This is a genomic window from Paraburkholderia sp. CNPSo 3274 (assembly GCF_024206475.1).
Taxonomy (GTDB): domain Bacteria; phylum Pseudomonadota; class Gammaproteobacteria; order Burkholderiales; family Burkholderiaceae; genus Paraburkholderia.
Genome location: NZ_JAMBPR010000041.1, coordinates 1 through 16,220 on the forward strand (window position 1 = coordinate 1; position 16,220 = coordinate 16,220).

21 protein-coding genes are annotated in these 16,220 nt (G+C 65.8%); 8 read left to right on the plus strand and 13 right to left on the minus strand.

Annotation, left to right across the window (positions count from 1 at the left end; translation table 11 throughout):
• Positions 1-528: 528 nt before the first annotated feature.
• Positions 529-1,422: an EamA family transporter gene (locus M3I54_RS25800; RefSeq protein ID WP_375542210.1), complete on the plus strand. Its 894-nt coding sequence runs from the start codon at positions 529-531 to the stop codon at positions 1,420-1,422.
• 118 nt (positions 1,423-1,540) lie between these two features.
• Here M3I54_RS25800 and M3I54_RS25805 read toward each other — a convergent pair whose 3' ends face one another.
• Positions 1,541-1,678: an entericidin A/B family lipoprotein gene (locus M3I54_RS25805; RefSeq protein ID WP_042264962.1), complete on the minus strand. Its 138-nt coding sequence runs from the start codon at positions 1,676-1,678 to the stop codon at positions 1,541-1,543.
• Positions 1,679-1,848: 170 nt separating this feature from the next.
• On the opposite strand from M3I54_RS25805, the gene M3I54_RS25810 reads away from it, so the two are divergent.
• Both M3I54_RS25810 and M3I54_RS25815 read left to right on the plus strand, forming a co-directional pair.
• Positions 1,849-2,010 (plus strand): DUF1328 family protein, encoded by a 162-nt coding sequence (locus M3I54_RS25810; protein WP_158757523.1) that lies wholly within the window; start codon positions 1,849-1,851, stop codon positions 2,008-2,010.
• Between the two features lie 56 nt (positions 2,011-2,066).
• Complete coding sequence (locus M3I54_RS25815) at positions 2,067-2,609, plus strand: bacterioferritin (protein ID WP_254341158.1); 543 nt, start codon at positions 2,067-2,069, stop codon at positions 2,607-2,609.
• 16 nt (positions 2,610-2,625) lie between these two features.
• On the opposite strand, the gene M3I54_RS25820 is transcribed toward M3I54_RS25815, so the two are convergent.
• The 12 genes from M3I54_RS25820 to M3I54_RS25875 form a co-directional block, all read right to left on the minus strand.
• Positions 2,626-3,840 carry an MFS transporter gene (locus M3I54_RS25820; protein WP_254341160.1) on the minus strand — a complete coding sequence of 405 codons (1,215 nt, stop codon included), beginning with the start codon at positions 3,838-3,840 and terminating at the stop codon, positions 2,626-2,628.
• A 113-nt stretch (positions 3,841-3,953) separates the two neighbouring features.
• Positions 3,954-4,781 carry a phosphodiesterase gene (locus tag M3I54_RS25825; protein ID WP_254341162.1) on the minus strand — a complete coding sequence of 276 codons (828 nt, stop codon included), beginning with the start codon at positions 4,779-4,781 and terminating at the stop codon, positions 3,954-3,956.
• Between the two features lie 22 nt (positions 4,782-4,803).
• Positions 4,804-5,844 (minus strand): ABC transporter ATP-binding protein, encoded by a 1,041-nt coding sequence (locus M3I54_RS25830; protein ID WP_254341164.1) that lies wholly within the window; start codon positions 5,842-5,844, stop codon positions 4,804-4,806.
• Positions 5,841-6,743 (minus strand): ABC transporter permease, encoded by a 903-nt coding sequence (locus M3I54_RS25835; RefSeq protein ID WP_254341272.1) that lies wholly within the window; start codon positions 6,741-6,743, stop codon positions 5,841-5,843. Before M3I54_RS25835 ends, M3I54_RS25830 begins: the two co-directional genes overlap by 4 nt.
• A 70-nt stretch (positions 6,744-6,813) precedes the next feature.
• Positions 6,814-7,638, minus strand: a complete 825-nt coding sequence (locus M3I54_RS25840; protein ID WP_133181524.1) for an ABC transporter permease — start codon at positions 7,636-7,638, stop codon at positions 6,814-6,816.
• Between the two features lie 20 nt (positions 7,639-7,658).
• A complete protein-coding gene (locus tag M3I54_RS25845) occupies positions 7,659-8,693 on the minus strand; it encodes an ABC transporter substrate-binding protein (protein ID WP_254341274.1) in 1,035 nt (344 codons plus the stop codon).
• 187 nt (positions 8,694-8,880) lie between these two features.
• Positions 8,881-9,948, minus strand: coding sequence for a LacI family DNA-binding transcriptional regulator (locus M3I54_RS25850; protein WP_254341166.1), 1,068 nt, complete (start codon positions 9,946-9,948; stop codon positions 8,881-8,883).
• Positions 9,949-10,958: 1,010 nt separating this feature from the next.
• The gene (locus tag M3I54_RS25855) at positions 10,959-11,231 is read right to left on the minus strand and encodes a hypothetical protein (protein ID WP_254341168.1); all 273 of its coding nucleotides are present in this window, start codon (positions 11,229-11,231) and stop codon (positions 10,959-10,961) included.
• A 76-nt stretch (positions 11,232-11,307) separates the two neighbouring features.
• Positions 11,308-11,499 (minus strand): class I SAM-dependent methyltransferase, encoded by a 192-nt coding sequence (locus tag M3I54_RS25860; protein WP_254341170.1) that lies wholly within the window; start codon positions 11,497-11,499, stop codon positions 11,308-11,310.
• Complete coding sequence (locus M3I54_RS25865; protein WP_254341172.1) at positions 11,474-11,632, minus strand: hypothetical protein; 159 nt, start codon at positions 11,630-11,632, stop codon at positions 11,474-11,476. The genes M3I54_RS25860 and M3I54_RS25865 overlap by 26 nt, the downstream gene beginning before the upstream one ends.
• Positions 11,633-11,691: 59 nt before the next feature.
• Complete coding sequence (locus M3I54_RS25870) at positions 11,692-11,940, minus strand: hypothetical protein (protein WP_233881256.1); 249 nt, start codon at positions 11,938-11,940, stop codon at positions 11,692-11,694.
• Between the two features lie 254 nt (positions 11,941-12,194).
• Positions 12,195-12,452, minus strand: coding sequence for a hypothetical protein (locus M3I54_RS25875; protein WP_254341175.1), 258 nt, complete (start codon positions 12,450-12,452; stop codon positions 12,195-12,197).
• Here M3I54_RS25875 and M3I54_RS25880 point away from each other — a divergent pair.
• The 5 genes from M3I54_RS25880 to M3I54_RS25900 all read left to right on the plus strand — a co-directional run bounded on the left by M3I54_RS25880 (position 12,436) and on the right by M3I54_RS25900 (position 16,204).
• Complete coding sequence (locus M3I54_RS25880; RefSeq protein ID WP_254341176.1) at positions 12,436-13,050, plus strand: glutathione S-transferase family protein; 615 nt, start codon at positions 12,436-12,438, stop codon at positions 13,048-13,050. The two genes, M3I54_RS25875 and M3I54_RS25880, sit on opposite strands and share 17 nt — an antisense overlap.
• Positions 13,051-13,290: 240 nt before the next feature.
• Positions 13,291-13,500 (plus strand): hypothetical protein, encoded by a 210-nt coding sequence (locus tag M3I54_RS25885; protein WP_201700427.1) that lies wholly within the window; start codon positions 13,291-13,293, stop codon positions 13,498-13,500.
• A 385-nt stretch (positions 13,501-13,885) separates the two neighbouring features.
• Positions 13,886-15,289, plus strand: coding sequence for an FAD-containing oxidoreductase (locus M3I54_RS25890; protein WP_254341177.1), 1,404 nt, complete (start codon positions 13,886-13,888; stop codon positions 15,287-15,289).
• Between the two features lie 10 nt (positions 15,290-15,299).
• Positions 15,300-15,674: a cupin domain-containing protein gene (locus M3I54_RS25895; RefSeq protein WP_254341178.1), complete on the plus strand. Its 375-nt coding sequence runs from the start codon at positions 15,300-15,302 to the stop codon at positions 15,672-15,674.
• Between the two features lie 41 nt (positions 15,675-15,715).
• Entirely contained in the window at positions 15,716-16,204 is a 489-nt protein-coding gene (locus M3I54_RS25900) for a metallophosphoesterase family protein (protein ID WP_254341183.1), read from the plus strand.
• The last annotated feature ends 16 nt before the right edge of the window (positions 16,205-16,220 follow it).

Genomic DNA, 16,220 nt, shown 5'->3' on the forward strand with positions numbered 1-16,220 from the left:
GTATTCGCCTTGCCGCCGCGCAATTTGCGTGGTGCGCCGGCGCGCGCGCGCGCCGGCGCACCACGCAAATTGCGCGGCGGCAAGGCGAATACGGGGGGCGAAACGAGCGAAAGCATGGCGGGCGGCGTGTATGAAATAGAGCTTATGAAAGTTAAACGAAAGGTTGTGTCATGCTAGCACGACCTCAGAGATCTGGCGCGAAGCGGTCGCCGCACGTCGATATGGTACACAATCGGCCGTCCTGGCTTCATAAAGCATCCTGAAAGCCTCCGTAACGTCCGGCGTTGTTGCATAATGCGGTTCGCCCGTTCCGGGCGTCCTTCGTACTCCGTCCTTTTTCGCGTTCTTGCGCATCTGCACCATGCCGTCGAGCTTCACCCGTCCCGCTGCTTTCCCGCCGGGGCGCCCGCGGTCCGGCCTTTCACGTGCCGCGGCGAAATGACGATGCCTCCCCGTTTGCCTTCCCGCGTGAGTACTCAAACTTTTTTCGCAGGGGCCCAGCAGGCCGCGGCCGCGCTATGGCGTTTCGTGCGCGCCGTGCGTCTGCCGCAATCGCGCGCCGGGCGCGTCGCGCTCTCGCTCGCCGTCGTCTACTTCGTCTGGGGCTCGACGTATCTCGGCGTGAAGGTGGCGCTCGATTCGTTCCCGCCGCTCCTGCTCTCCGGCTTGCGCAATCTGCTTGCCGGGATCGGCCTGTTCGTCTTCGCGATGCGCCGGCGGCCCGTCATGCCTACGCTGCTCGAAGTGCGCAACGCCGGCGTGGTGGGCACGCTGCTCGTGGGCCTGTCGAGCGGCATGCTCGCCTACGGCATGCGTACCGTGGGCACCGGCACGGCGGCCGTGATGGTCGCCACAGTGCCGCTCTTCGCGACAGTGATCTCGGCGATCACCGGGCGGCGCGTGGCGAAGGCCGAATGGGCCGCGGTCGCGCTCGGCCTCGTCGGCATCGGCATCCTGAGCCATGGCGGCGCCGCGTCCGGCTCGGCGGGCGGCAGTCTCGCGATTCTGTGCGGCGCGCTCTTCTGGGCAATCGGCGCGCATCTGGCGGGGAAGCTCACGTTACCTACCGATCTCTTCATTGCGACGGCGCTGCAGATCGGCCTCGGCGGCGCCATTTCGACGGCGGTCGCGTGGATCAGCGGCGAACGCATGGGCGAGCTGCATTTCCTGCCGCTCGTGGCGTTCCTCTACCTGCTTTTCATCGGGACGATGGCGGCCTATGTCGCGTATGGCTATCTGATCCGCCATACCAGCCCGCTCGTCGCGAGCAGCTGCATGTACGTGAATCCCGTTGTTGCCGTCGCGCTCGGCGCGCTTCTGCTCGGCGAGCCGGTCACGAGCGGCACCATTGTCGCGACCGTGCTGATTCTCGGCAGCGTGGGTTTGTCGTTCCTGTTCGACGACCGCCACCGTACTTCCTGAGTTCATCCGGACTCAGCGCCGCGCCTCGCGTCATCGCGCGGCGTTGCGCGCGCGGCCGCTGCGCATGTGAGGTGCGCAGCGGCCGCGACTTCATCGTTCCTTTACCGTCGGCCAGATACTACTTTGCCTTTTCCGCGGAGTTCGTGAGGGCGTGGCCGCCTGCGGAAACGTCCTCGCCGGCACCCGCCATCGTGTTGCAGGCCGAGAGCGCTGCCAACGAAGCGGTAACAAGAAAGAGGGCAATCAGGCGTTTCATGAGGAAGTCCTCCACGGTGTCAAAGGAGACCACTCTCCAGCATGTCGCGTGCCCGGTCGTTTATGCCGCAATGTGCCTGCGTGGGTGCACGCTCCGGGTCCGCTGCTTGCGCTAGCACTGATGCAGGCGCGACATAGCGCAGCACATCCGCCCAAAAGGAGGACTACGGCATGCTTCACTACGCCATCGTGTTTTTCATTATCGCGATCATTGCCGCCGTGTTCGGCTTCACGGGAATCGCTGCGGGTGCGGCCGAAATCGCCAAGATACTGTTCTACATCTTCCTCGTGGTCTTCGTGGTCACGCTGCTGCTAGGCGTGATGCACGGATGACGCGCGCGTTGTAAAACCCAACCCACTCATGCATGCCATGTTCGAAGGAGAGTCAGATGTCGAAGACACACGCTTCGTTTGAGTTCGATCTCAAGCGCGTGCGCGATGAGGCGCGCCGAAATCTCGACCAGGGGTCGGTCACGCCGGACTACCCCGCGAATCGCCAGACCGTGCTCAAACTGCTCAACGATTCGCTCGCCACGGAACTCGTTTGCGTGCTGCGTTACAAGCGGCACTATTTCATGGCGAAGGGGATCGAGTCCGAGTCGGTGGCGGCCGAGTTTCTCCAGCACGCGACCGAGGAGCAGCAGCACGCCGACATGCTCGCGGCCCGCATCGTGCAACTCGGCGGCGAGCCCGACTTTTCGCCGGCGACGCTGCTCGAGCGCTCGCACTCGGAATACAAGGAAGGGGCCGACCTGAAGGACATGATCCGCGAGAATCTGATCGCGGAGCGCATCGCAATCGAGAGCTATCGCGCGGTCATCAATTACCTCGGTCACGATGACACCACCACGCGGCGCATCTTCGAGCAAATCCTCGCGACAGAGGAAGAGCATGCCGACGATATGACCGACTTGCTGTATGCGCGTAAATAGCGCTTCCCGCTAGCCCTCAGGAAGGAGTCCGTGCGCCCGCGCCCATGCGCGGGCGCGTTGCATGGTGAATCCAGCCAGCGAGCGCCGTGAATGCGAGGCCCGCCATGCACACGCCGATCCAGCCGAATGCATGCCAGGCGATCACGCCTACGGCAGAACCGGTCGCGCCGCCAAGGAAGTAGCAGACCATGAACACCGTATTCACGCGGCTGCGCGCCTCGGGGCGCAGCGCGTAGATGCGCGACTGGTTCGAGATCTGCGCGGCCTGTACGCCCACGTCGAGCACGATCACGCCGATCACGAGGCCGATCAGGCGCGTGCCGGAAAACGCGAAGATGACGAACGCGAGCGCCATCAATGCGATCGACATCGTGATGACCGCGCGCGGCCCGCGCTTGTCGGCGGAGCGGCCCGCCATCGGCGCAGCCAGCGCGCCCGCCGCGCCGACGATGCCGAACAGGCCCGCCGCCTGCGGCCCGAGATGGAACGGCTCGCCCGCGAGCAGCAGCGTGAGCACGGGCCAGAAGAGGCTGAACGCGGCGAAGAGGCACGCGCCGATCGCCGACGCTTCACGCAGTCCGGGCAGCTCCAGCACGAGATGCCACATCGAGCCCAGCAGCTTGCCGTAGCCTAGCTTCGAGGTCGGCTGACTCTTCGGCAGCTTCTTCACGATCACGAGCGCGAGCACGAGCAGCGCGACGATCGACGCCCCGAACACCGCGCGCCAGCCGAAGTACTGTCCGACGAAACCGGCCGCCGTACGCGCGAGCAGGATACCGAGCAAGAGGCCGCTCATGACTGTACCCACCGCGTGGCCGCGCGCCTCGGGCGGCGCGAGCTCCGCGGAAAACGGCACGGCCTGTTGCGCAATGGTGGCGAGGATGCCGATCGCGAGGCTCGCGCCGACCAGCACGGCAAGCGATGGCGCAGTGGCCGCGACGAGCAGCGCGACGCACAAGCCGGCGGTTTGCAACAGGATGATGCGGCGGCGGTCGTAGCGGTCGCCGAGCGGCGCGAGCAGCAGCATGCCGGCTGCGTAGCCGAGCTGGGTGCCTGCGGGCACGGCGCCGATCCACGCGGCGCCAGCCGGGAAGCTCTTGCGGAAATCGTCGAGCAGCGGCTGGTTGAAATAGATGTTCGCGACCGTGACGCCCGCGATGGTCGCGAGCAGGAGCAACAGGCCGCGCAGCGACTGGTTTTCGCCAGCGGTTGCGGAATCAGGTGTGGACATGTGCGGATGCGGGCGGCGCGCAGTGATACGGAAGGCAGGCTTCGAGCGTGCCGATCATACCGGAGCGCGCGCAATCGCGCTGGCGGCGCGGGAATGCGCCGCCAGTGGCGCATTCAGGCGATGAGCTCGCCCGAGGGCTCGTAGAACGGATACGGGCCGTCGAATGTCTCCACGTAGCCATGATGCGTGACGATCCCGCCGTGCGGATCGTAGCGATGCAGCGCGAAGGCGGGCGGCTCCAGCGTGAAGGTGGAGGGCGCATCGGGCGCGAGGTCGAGCGTCACCTGGTGGGCCGGCGCGGGCACGGCCGAGGCGATCGTGCCGCCGAAGCGCACGAACATGGGCCGGTGCACGTGACCGCACAGCACGCGCTCGACGTTGGGATGCTGCGCTACGAGCGCTTCGAGCGCCTGCGCGGCACTGTCGTCGAGCCGAATCGCATCCATGTGGCCGATGCCGCAGTCGAACGGCGGGTGATGGAGCGCGACGATCACGGGCTTGCCGGGCGCCGCGTCGAGCTGCTGCGCGAGCCACGCGAGGCGCGCTTCGCAGAGCGTGCCCGCGCTGTGCCCCGGCTGCATGGAGTCGAGCGCGATCACGCGCAGCGCGCCGAGGTCCACGGCGTACTGGATGAACTCGCCGCCTTCGCGCAGTTCAGGCCGTTCGGCAAACACCTCGCGCAGCGGCTCGCGCGCGTCGTGGTTGCCGATCAAGAGCCAGTAAGGAATTTCGAGCGTATCGAGCAGCGTTTTCAGGTGCCGGTATTCCTCGATCGAGCCGTGGTCGACAAGGTCGCCGGTCATGAGCACCGCGTCGGGACGCGGCGTGAGCGCGTTCAGCCGCGCGATGGTGCGTGCGAGGCTTGCGGCCGTATCGACGCGGCGATAGGCGAGTGCGCCAGGTGGCTTGATATGTAGGTCGCTGATCTGGGCGAGCAGCATGGTAGTCCTCATTTTGTAAGAATTACGCCAGCGCGATGAGCGCTTCAGGGGCGATCGAAATGCCGACTGGCGTGCCGCGTGCCAGCTCGACGCGGCCCGCCACGTCGACGAGCAGGGCATCGGGCGCCGCGCCGCCGATCGTGAGACGCGTGCGCTCGCCGAGAAAGGTCGCCTGCTCGATCACGCCGCGTAGTTGCGCGCCGACAGGGTCGGCGAGCGTGGCGTCTTCGGGGCGGAAATACAGTTCGGCGGTTCCGGTGGTCTGGGACGCGCCGGCCGGTACGGCGCCGCCGCTCGTGCGCAGCATGCCGCCTTGCCATTCTCCGGCGATCCGGTTGAGCGTGCCGACGAACTGCGCGACCGCTCGGCTCGCCGGCTGGAAGTAGATCTCGCGCGGCGTGCCGATCTGCTCGATGCGGCCCGCGCTCATCACGACGATGCGGTCGCCCAGCTCCATCGCCTCAGCCTGATCGTGCGTGACGTAGACCGTCGTCACGCCCAGCTCGCGCAAGAGCACGTTCATCTCGCTGCGCAAGGTGTCGCGCAGGCGCGCATCGAGCGCGGTAAGCGGTTCGTCCAGCAGCAATACACGCGGGCGCGGCGCGAGCGCGCGTGCGAGCGCCACGCGCTGGCGCTGGCCGCCCGAAAGCTGGTTGATGGGCTTGGCCGCGTGCGCTTCGAGACTCATCATCGCGAGCAGTTCGTCTACGCGTGCGCGCGCGTCGGCGGCGGGAACGCGCTGGATCTTCAGGCCATAGCCGATGTTGCCGCGCACGTCGAGGTTCGGAAAGAGGGCGTAGTTCTGGAACACCATGCCGACCTTGCGCTGCTCGATGGGCAGCGCGGTCACGTCTTCGTCGCCAAAAGCCACGTGGCCGCCGGCGTCGGGCGTTTCCAGACCCGCGATCATGCGCAGCGTGGTGGTCTTGCCGCAGCCCGAAGGGCCGAGCAGCACGAGCGTTTCGCCCGCACCGATCGCGAGATCGAGCGGTTCGAGCACGCGCGTGCCGCGAAACGTCTTTGCGCAGCGCGTGAGCGTAATCGGGATCGGTTCGAGCTTCATTCGGCATCCTTGATGTTCTTTTGCTGGCCTGCGAGGCGCTGCTTGCCAGATGGCTTTCCTGAGGAGCCAGGCACGTCCACGCCGAGCCATTGCATCGCCACGAGCAGCGGCATCGTCATGAGGAAGAAGAGGATCGTGTAGGCGCTGCCCACTTCGATGCGCAGCGACGCGTAGGTGTCCGCGAGGCCGACTGGCAGCGTTTTGGTGTCGGGCGTGTGCAACATCCACGTGAGGTTGAATTCGCCGATCGAAAGCGTGAGCACCGCGAGCGCGCCCGCCACGATGCCGGGCCGCGCATTGGGCACCACGATGGTCCTGAAGCGCTGCCAGAAGCTCGCGCCGAGGCTCGCCGCGCCTTCTTCGAGCGTGCGCAGATCCGCCGACGCGCACACGGCCGCCACGGGCCGCACCATGAACGGCAGCGTGAACACCACGTGGCCGACCACGATGAACGCCGCGCTCATGCGAAACGCGCTGAAGCCGCCGTACACCACGAGCAGGGCGAGCGCCGAAGCGAGGCCGGGCAGGGCCACGGGCAGCACGAGCAATTCCTCGATCAAACGCGAAAGGCGCGTGCGGCTGCGCGCGAGCGCATAGCCTGCGGGCACGCCGGTCACGAGCGTGATGACGAGGGTGGCGGCCGCCACTTCGAGCGAGAGGAAGACGCTCCCGTGATACTGCGTCCAGACCTGGTCGAGCCAGCGCAGCGTGAGGCCGCTGGCCACGCCGCGAAAATAATTGACGGTGAGCCCCGCGAGGATCGACATCGCCACGGGCACGACGAGAAACGCGCAGGTGGCGAGCGTGACGAGCCATTGCGCGCACGCAATCCATGCGCGCGCCGAGGGCAGCGCGAAGCGCCGCCGCGCGGCGGGCGGCTGGTCGGGCGCTTCGTGCATGTCTTGCGCCGCGGAAGCGGCGCAATTGACGGCCGAAATCATTCTGGAGTCCTCGAAAACCATAGCGTGCTCATGCCGTGGCCGCGACGGCCGCGCCCGTCACGCTGCGCGCGAGCGTGAGCACCGCCCACGTAACGAGACCGAGCACGATCGAGAGGCCCGCCGCCGTCACCATGTTCGCGTTGAGCGTGAACTCGGTATAGATCGTCATCGGCAGGACGTCGATGTCGGTGGCGAGCGTGAACGCCGTGCCGAACGCACCCATCGCGGTCGCGAAGCAGATCGCCCCTGCGGCAACGAGGCCGGGCGCGAGCGCGGGCAGGATCACGTCGCAGAGCACGCGCCACGATGACGCGCCAAGCGATCGCGCGGCCTCTTCGAGCGAGCCGTCGAGTTGGCTTGCACAGGCCATCACGGTCACGATCACGCGCGGGATCGAGAAGTACAGATAGCCCGCGAAGAGTCCCGCCATCGAGTACGCGAACACCCAGCGCTCGCCGGTGAGCCGTAGCGAAAGCGCGCCGATGAGGCCCTGGCGGCCGGCGAGCATGATGACCATGAAGCCGACCACCACGCCTGGAAATGCCAGCGGAAACGTGAGCAACGCGACGAGCGCGCGGCGCCCCGCGAACGTGCGCCGTGCGAGCAGAAGGCCGCAGATCGTCGAGATCACGAGTGTTGCCGCCGTCACGGCGGCCGAGAGCGCGATGGTCGCGCCAAGGCTCCTCATGTAACGGCCATTCGTTAGCAGTGCGCGATACGTCTCGACGAAGTGCCCGTCGGCGCTCACCTGCACGAGCGCGATCATCGGCAGCAGCCAGAACGCGAGGAACACCGCGAGGGCGGGCGCGATGAGCGCCACACGCCAGCGCAGCGGAAAAGTGAGGTCATGCATGGAAGTGACCGACTTGGGTATCAGTGCATGATCTGCAGATAGCGCTCGCCAAACGCCTGCTGCTGCGCCGCCATCTTTGCGAAGTCCACGGGTTTTGCGCGTGCGTAATCGCTCGCGGGCAGGAACTTCGAAGCCGCTTCCGGCGAGAGCGCGCTCGCGCGCACCGGGCGCAGGTAGGCGTTGGCCCAGAGCTTCTGGCCTTCGTCGGAGAGTACGAAGTCGAGCACCTTCTTGCCGTTCGCTTCGTGCGGGCCGTTCTTCACGAGGCTCATCACGTAGGGCACCGAAATCGTGCCTTCCTTTGGGATCACGAACTCGACGTTCGCGCGGTCCTTGTACTTGGCGCGGTAGGCGTCGAAGTCGTAGTCGAGCAGGATGGGAATCTCACCCGAAAGCACGCGCGCGTAGGCGGTCTGCTTCGGCACGATCGGCTGGTTGGCCTTGAGCTTGCTGAACCATTCGAAGGCGGGCTGGAAGTTGTCGAGCGTGCCGCCCAACGCGAGATTCACGGCCACCGCGCCCGCATAACCCACGAAGGCGCTCGACGGATCGAGGTAGCCGACCATGCCCTTGTACTCGGGCTTGAGGAGATCGGCCCACGAACGCGGCACCGGCTTGCCTTCGAGCGCATCCTTGTTGACGAAGAAGCCGAGCGTGCCCGAATGGATGGCGAACCAGTAGCCTTGCGGGTCCTTGAGGTCGGCGGGAATGTCGTTCCAGTGCGCGGGCTTGTACGGCGTGATCACGCCCTTGTCCTTCGCCTGGAACGCCGAAGACACACCGAGGTAGACAACGTCGGCGACTGGGCTCTTCTGCTCGGCCATCAGTTGTGCGATGGATTGGCCGGAGTTCTTGTTGTCGAACGGCACGCGAATGCCGGTCTCTTTCCGGATCGCCTGAATCTGGCTCGCCCAGTCGGCCCATTCGGGCGGGCAGTTGTAGCAGATTGCGGTTTGATCGGCCTGCGCCGTAAGCGGCGCGGCAAGACCGGCTACGAGGGCGGCGGCGCCCGCGGCGAGCGGCAGCGCACGGGACAAGCGGGTTAAGCGCCGCACGGGCGCGGCTAGCGCGCGTAGGGCGGCGCGCACGGGTACAAGCGAAAGCGGGCCGGCAAAGGCGAGTCGGCTGGTCACGGCAGGTCTCCAGGTCGGTTGCGAGAGCGTTCTGGTGGATGAGGGCCGTGTGCGTGCACGGCCCGGATTGTTTGGCTTGTTGGGTTTGTTTTTCAGACGCGCCACTGACTCACGAACGCGCGCCGCCAAGTTCGAGGTTGCGATCGATCGCGCTCCCACGCGCGCCGAGCGGCGCGTGCGCGATCGCCGCGATGGTGCCGCCCGCGCGCAAGGTGTGCGGCAGCGTATTGGCGAGCAACCCCGCGTGCTGGCCGCCGATGCGGGCCATCAGGCATTGCCACGCCTCGCGGCCGATGTCGCGGTTCGGCGTGCCGATACTTGCAAGCGGCGGCGCGAGCAGTTCGCTCATCGCGAGGCCATCGAAGCCGAGAATCGACATGTCCTGCGGCACGCGCAGGCGGGCGCGGCGCAGCCCGCGCATCACGACCATGGCCAGCAGGTCGTTACTGCAGAAGAGGGCCGAGGGACGCGCGGGCCCGCTCGTCAGATGCGCGAGCACCGAAGGCGCGAGGTCTTGCGCGTTGAAATCGATTTCGAGGGCCGGCGCGGGCGTGAGGCCAGCCTGCTGCATCGCGAAGGCATAGCCGGCATGGCGCTGGCGCGCGCGGTCGGAGGCGGCCAGCGTGCCGGCCAGCATGAGAATGCGGCGATGGCCATGCGCGATGAGCATGCGCACGCCGTCGCAGGCGGCCTGGTGGTTGTCCACCGACACCGAAGGGCGGCGCTTCGTGTCGTTGTGCATCAGCACGTAGAGCGGACCGTCCGCGTCGAGTTCGTCGAGCAGGGGGTGGGTGTCGGCGTCGGCGACGGTCAGGATCAGGCCCTCGACACGTTGCGCGCGCAACGTCTCGATCGCATGACGCTCGCGATCGGCGTCGTACTGCGTGGTCATCAGCATGAGGCGAAAGCCCTGCGCGGCGGCGAGCTCGTCGATGCCCTGCAGGCACTCCGCGAACACCGGATTGGCGAGCGTCGGCAGCACCACGCCGATGAGACGCGTGCGTTCGCCGCGCAACTGGCGGCCAAGCGGGTTCGGGCGGAACTTCAGCGCGTCGATCGCTTCGCGCACCCGCGCGAGCGTGATGGGGTTGACGGTGTGAGGCGCATTGATCGCGCGCGACACCGTGGCGATCGAGAATCCGGCGTGTGCGGCGACATCCTTGATGGTTGGCGTCATGCGAGCGGCCCCGGCGTCGTTTGTAAACGTTTTCGATGGGGCCGATTATGAAAAACGCGTATGACCGGCAGATGACGGATGCGGTACCCCGTCGCGCCTTTGGGACGCGCGCCGCGCAATGGTAGAATCGCGTCCGCCCTGCCGGGGTGATGAAATTGGTAAACATAGCGGACTTAAGAAACGATTGAGTGCCCGACCGGAAACGGTCGGTGCAGAACCCCTCAAATTCGGCGAACCCCCTGGGCCTTGAAGCGCGTTGCGCGCGAGGCGCCGAGGCAACGCCGAGCCAAGCCGGCTGCCGCGCAAAGCGGCGGTCAGGAAGGTGTAGAGACTAGACGGGGGGCGCCTAAGGCTAAGCGCGGCGTGAGACACGCGGCGCTTGGCGACGGCGAAGGCATAGTCCAGCGCACGAACGCGCGTCCATGCTGGGACGCGCGGCGTCGAAAGACGTGGTGTGACGAAAATCCGCCGCCTAACGGCTTGCCGGTTCGAGTCCGGTCCCCGGCACCAGATGTAGTTCCAGTGAATTCCGCTGGATTCCGAGAACCCGCGATTGCTCAACGCTTCGCGGGTTTTTTATTTGCACGGCTAAATCCGTGCGGGCGCACGAAGGGACCTGGTTACGGCGAAGGGAAAAGCGGGAGAGGGCGGCAAAAAGCTCAGGGCAGCCGCGCAGAATGGCGGCGCGAGGATCAGTCGGGCACTGCGCAGCAACAAGGTGCTTGCGCACTCAACGATTACCGATCTTCCCGGTCAGAGGATTGATCAGCCTTGCGAATCCAAACAAGGCCGCGATGCCAAAGGGGCAGGCGATGAAGAATGCGGTCAACATGACTCGGCCCTAAACGTAACAAAATGTATCGTCAGTTTAGCGCGGTCATGCGGTTTGGGTATCAGGGTGAACGACAACAAACTATTGCGCTATCTTAAGCAATCTGGGCTACAACAGCGCGGTAACGCGCTGCAACGCCCGGTTGGCGCGGATGAGCGAGAAGACTGTGCGGAACGCGTCAGATGCAGTCGAATATTACCTCTACTGTCTGGGACGTCACGCCGCGCAGGCCTTCGCTGTGGATCTCGACCGTGTGCAACTGCTTCTTCTGTTTTTCGCAGTAGTCTTCGGCTTCGCTGAGCCCGGCTGCGCGCACGTGGTTCCACGAAACCAGATCCCAGCGCGCGCGGCTCGTGACGGTGAGATGGCCATCCTGTCTCGAATTGACGGCAGTCACCGATGTGCACGCCGCCAGCATGCTAACTCCAAACAACAGGACGTAACCTTTCATAGATTCTCCGTGGTCCGCGAGCATTCTCGCCGCCAACCCGGGGCATTGGCAACCCAAAGCGATGCGCTTCGGCGGGTTAGGGTTGCTTGATGCAGTGGAACGCCTGCGCGCAGACGATCGCGTCGTCGAGCGGGAGCGACTGAGCCGTCCCAGAGCGGATATCGACTTCGAGTAGCGCGGCGGCAAGCTTCGCCCGCATGGCGGCCACCGGCGAGCCGGTTTCCAGCGCGCCGGGCGTGAATTTACCTGTGCCAGCGCCCGGGGCCAAGGCCGAGTGTGTCGCGCGGCCACGCGTTGACTTCGGGCGGGTAATCGGGGCGGCCGCGGAAATAGTGGTCCGCGACGGCGGGCGTGTAACCCTGCTCAGCCGAATGGTGTACGGCGTTGAACAGGTTGGTCATGAGCGCGCTCCGGCGGTGGGTCCGCGAGCGAGCATGGCACCACGCGGCGCGCAGGGCGCTCAGTCGTGGGCGATCAGGTCGCCGACTTGACCCTGGCCCGAAACGAGACAGGAAGAGAGGAAGTTTTCGCTCTGGCTGCTCGCGCCGCGTTCGCCGAATCCGCGCACGAGTGCTTCCGCTTTGACGAGTGCGGAGCCCTGGGCACAGGTAAGTGAGCCAGCCTCGTGAGCCTGCACACGTGTCATGGCACGATTTGCGAGGAGGAGTGCGAGGACGATGACAACACCAACATTGAATGCTTGTCTCATGATTTCGTCTCCTTGTGCATTGAGACTATCTCAGTCGTTCGGCGTCCGAATCCAGGAGTTTCCCGGCGATGCACTGCAGCACATGTGGCGCGCAATAACCCGCTTTCATGCGGTCTGCGTAATGCTTCGGCATCCTTCGCTTGCGCCTCGCGCGCCGCTGCGCCTTGAGCAGCGCGGGACGGTAAAAAAGCGCTCGTACGCAGGGCGGGGCGCTGCATCGCAACAATGCCGCGACGCGTCAGAGTCGACGTCTGCTAACAAATGTAGTCCTGTTGCGCGGCGGACAGGACGTGGCACATCGACACGGTGTGTTTTTGCACAACGCGCCGCGGCAAAACAGCCATGCGGCACCGTTTTTCCACCCGCTGGAAACGTGGAAATGCAATGCGCCGCGTCGCCGTGACGCCGACCCCGGTGGTCAACGTGTCTTGAAATGCGGCGGGGCTTCCTGCAAGATCGACGCCCGATCCCCTTTTTCCTGTGCGAGGTGAACCCATGCAGTTGATCGGCATGATGGACTCCCCCTTTGTGCGTCGCGTCGCGATTTCGCTCCATGTGCTTGGGCTGGAGTTCGAGCATCGCAGCATTTCGGTATTTCGGCAGTACGACGAGTTTGCTCAGATCAATCCCGTCGTGAAGGCGCCCACCCTCATCGACGAGGACGGCACCCAGTTGATCGATTCGACGCTGATCCTCGACTACCTGGACCGCAAAGTGCCCGCCGCGCGGCGGCTCATGCCGGAGGAGACGCAGGAGCGGACCTTCGCGCTGCGCGTGAACGGTTTCGCGCTGGCGGCCACGGAAAAAACGGTGCAGCAGGTCTATGAGCGCCAATTGCGCCCCGCCGAGCGCCAGCACGAGCCGTGGTTCGAGCGCGTGAATGCCCAGATGCACGCGGCCTGGGCCGTGCTCGACCAGCTCGTTGCGGGTCGCGACGGCTGGCTGTGCGCGGGCCGCATCACGCAAGCCGACATCACCGCAGCCGTTGCATGGCGTTTCAACCAGTACATGCTGCCTGGCTGCGCCGATCCCGCCCGATATCCGGCAATTGCCGCGCTTTCCGCGCGCGCTGAGACGCTGCCGGAATTCGTTGCCACGCCTCTCGACTAAAGCGCGTTCGCACGGTCGGGAATCGCGCAAAGCACCGTGTGGCGCGGCCGCGCGCGATGCCCGGGCGGCATGACAGGCTCGCCGCCGCACCTCCTGTCTCCGCACTCCCTCCGATTGTTTGCGATTTTCGACAAGTGACTTCGCGGACGGCCCATTTATCCACGCACGCTGCATTCCTAGAATGACAACCATTGAATGACCTTGCGTCAGGAGGACCCGGGGCATGCAGCGGGAGCGGTCATGAAATCCTTTATCGAACGACAGTTGTATCAGCCAGCGTTGGTCCTGCCGATGGTGGACTTGATGCAGCTGATGGTGTCGCTCGACTTCAACATGGGGCAAGTCGGGCTGATGGTGGCTACGCGCGGCGCGCGCGCCGCATTCCAGCGCTCGCGCGAACTCTGGAACGCGGGCCATGGCGAATGTGCGCCCACCGATTGTGTGCACTGATTGTGTACTGACTTCGCGCACCGAGTTTGCCTGACCTTAACAATTGACTCTCCAATCACCTGTTCACCGAACGCCTGACGCAAGTGCGCCCTGCGTTCGCCGGTCCCCCTGACGCGCAGCGGCTTCGCCCGTTTGCTGTTGTGACGTCACCCTGTGAGCCGCCTCGACGTGCGAGGCGGCTCTTTTTTTGCTCATTCGTTCCCATTCGCAATTTACGCCGATGCGTACCCGATTCGCGGAATCACGCTGCGGGCGATGGCCAATTGTCGCGCGTAAGATGGCGCGATCGGCCGCCGTTCGACTCGGCGGCGATCCGCGCGGCGAATCGGCTGAACTCGCGGCCCAACTCGCGGCTCAACTCGCGTCAACGGCAAAGGAGAGCGGCATGGCACAACGTTTCGATGCGATCGTGATCGGCACTGGGCAGAGCGGCCCGCCTCTCGCGGTGCGGCTTGGGAAGAGCGGCCGCAAGACTGCGGTGATCGAGCGCGCGTCGTTCGGCGGGACCTGCGTGAACGTGGGCTGCACGCCGACCAAGGCGTATGTCGCCTGCGCGCGTGCCGCGCACGTTGCGCGCCATGCGGCGGATTTCGGCGTGCAAATCGGCAAGGGCGCGCAGCCGGGCGACGTGCGCGTCGATCTCGCGTTCGTGAAGGCGCGCAAGGAGCGCATCATCGGGGCGTCGCGCGATGGCGTCGAGCAGTGGTTGCGCCATGCGCCGAACGTCACCGTGTTCAGGGGGCACGCGCGCTTCACGGGCGAGCACGCGGTGCGCGTGGCTGCCCACGACGGCACGCAGGTCGATCTCGAAGCGCCCGAGGTCTTCATCAACACGGGTACGCGCGCGCTGATTCCTGCCATTCCCGGCGTCGAAACGATCCGCTACGAAACCAACTCGACGCTGCTTGCGCTGGATGAACTGCCCGAACATCTGGCGATTTGCGGCGGCAGCTACGTGGCGCTCGAATTCGCGCAGATGTTCCGCCGCTTCGGCAGCCGCGTGACGGTGCTCGTGCGCGGGCAGCGCGTGCTCGCGCGCGAGGACGAGGATTATTCGCGCGCGGTCCAGGACGTGCTCGCACGCGAAGGCGTCGATTTTCGCTTCGGCGCGGAGCCGCGCAGCGTCGCGCCGCTGGATGGCCGGGCGGGCGTGCGCATCGCGCTCGACAGCGGTCCGCTCGACGTTTCGCATCTGCTTTTCGCGACCGGCCGCCTGCCGAACACGGACGATCTGGGGCTGGACGCCGCGGGCATCGAGCGCGACGCCCACGGGCTCATCGCCGTGGACGGCCAGTTGCGCACGCGCGTGCAGGGCATCTGGGCGCTCGGCGACGTGAATGGCCGCGGCGCGTTCACGCACACTTCGTACGACGACTTTCAGATCGTCGCGGCGAACCTGCTGGACGGCAAAGCGCGCAGCGCCGACACACGCATTCTCGCGTACGCGGTGTTCGTCGACCCGCCGCTGGCGCGCGTCGGCATGAGCGAGCGCGAAGTGCGCGCGCTTGGCAAACCCGCGCTCATCGCAACGATGCCGATGTCGCGCGTGGGCCGCGCGCGCGAACGCGGCGAAACGGACGGCTTCATGAAGGCGCTGGTGGACCCGCAGACGCAACGTATTCTCGGCGCGACGATATTCGGCATCGAGGGCGACGAGGCGATCCACACGTTCATCGACACGATGACAGCCGACGCGCCCTACACGACGCTGCAATACGCAATGCACATCCACCCGACCGTGAGCGAGCTGGTGCCGACCTTGCTCGACGGCCTGAAACCTCTTGAATGAGCGCTTTTGCATGAACGAACCGAACACGGCCGCATTCGGCAATCTCTTCGCAGGCATCCATCACGACGCCAACGACGAGCGCTTCGATACGCTCGTTTCGCGCGCTGGGGTGCGGATCGAGCGTATCGTCTCCACCGGCCAGGCGAGCCCGCCGGGTTTCTGGTACGACGACGCGCGCGAGGAATGGGTGGCGCTTCTTGCCGGTGCGGCGACCCTGGAATTCGAGGACACGGCACAGCCGCCGCGACGCCTGCTGCCCGGCGACTACGTGCATTTCCCGGCGCACTGCCGTCATCGCGTGTCGTGGACCGATCCGACTGTGCCGAGCGTGTGGCTCGTGGTGTATGTCGGCGCAGCACCAGGGGAGGGCGACGGCGAGGCATGAGCGCGGAGATAATCGGCGGTATTCAATCGAAACGCAACGACATGTCCGCGAAACGTCCGCTGCATCCGCTACGTATTGCACTGGTTTCCGACACGCACAATCTGCTGCGTCCGGAGCTGCTCGCCTTCGTCGAGGGCGCGGACGCCATCGTGCATGCGGGCGATATCTGCGATCAGCGCGTGCTCGACACGCTCGCGGCCATCGCGCCGCTCACCGCCGTGCGCGGCAACAACGATCATGGCGCGTGGGCCGAGACGTTGCCGGTGCAGACTACCGTCACGCTGGCTGGGGTCCAGCTTGCGGTGGTCCACGAACTGCCCGACCTGCAGGGCGATCCCGCTGGCGAAGGCATTGCTGTGGTCGTGAGCGGGCATTCGCACAAGCCCGTGCTCGAAACGCGCCAGGGCGTGCTGTACGTGAACCCTGGCAGCGCGGGGCCGCGCCGCTTCAAGTTACCGATCTCGGTGGCGATGCTCACGATCGGAAGCAACGCCGCATTGGACGTCGAGCACGTCAACCTCGTCGAATAGCCCTCAGCGCGCGCAA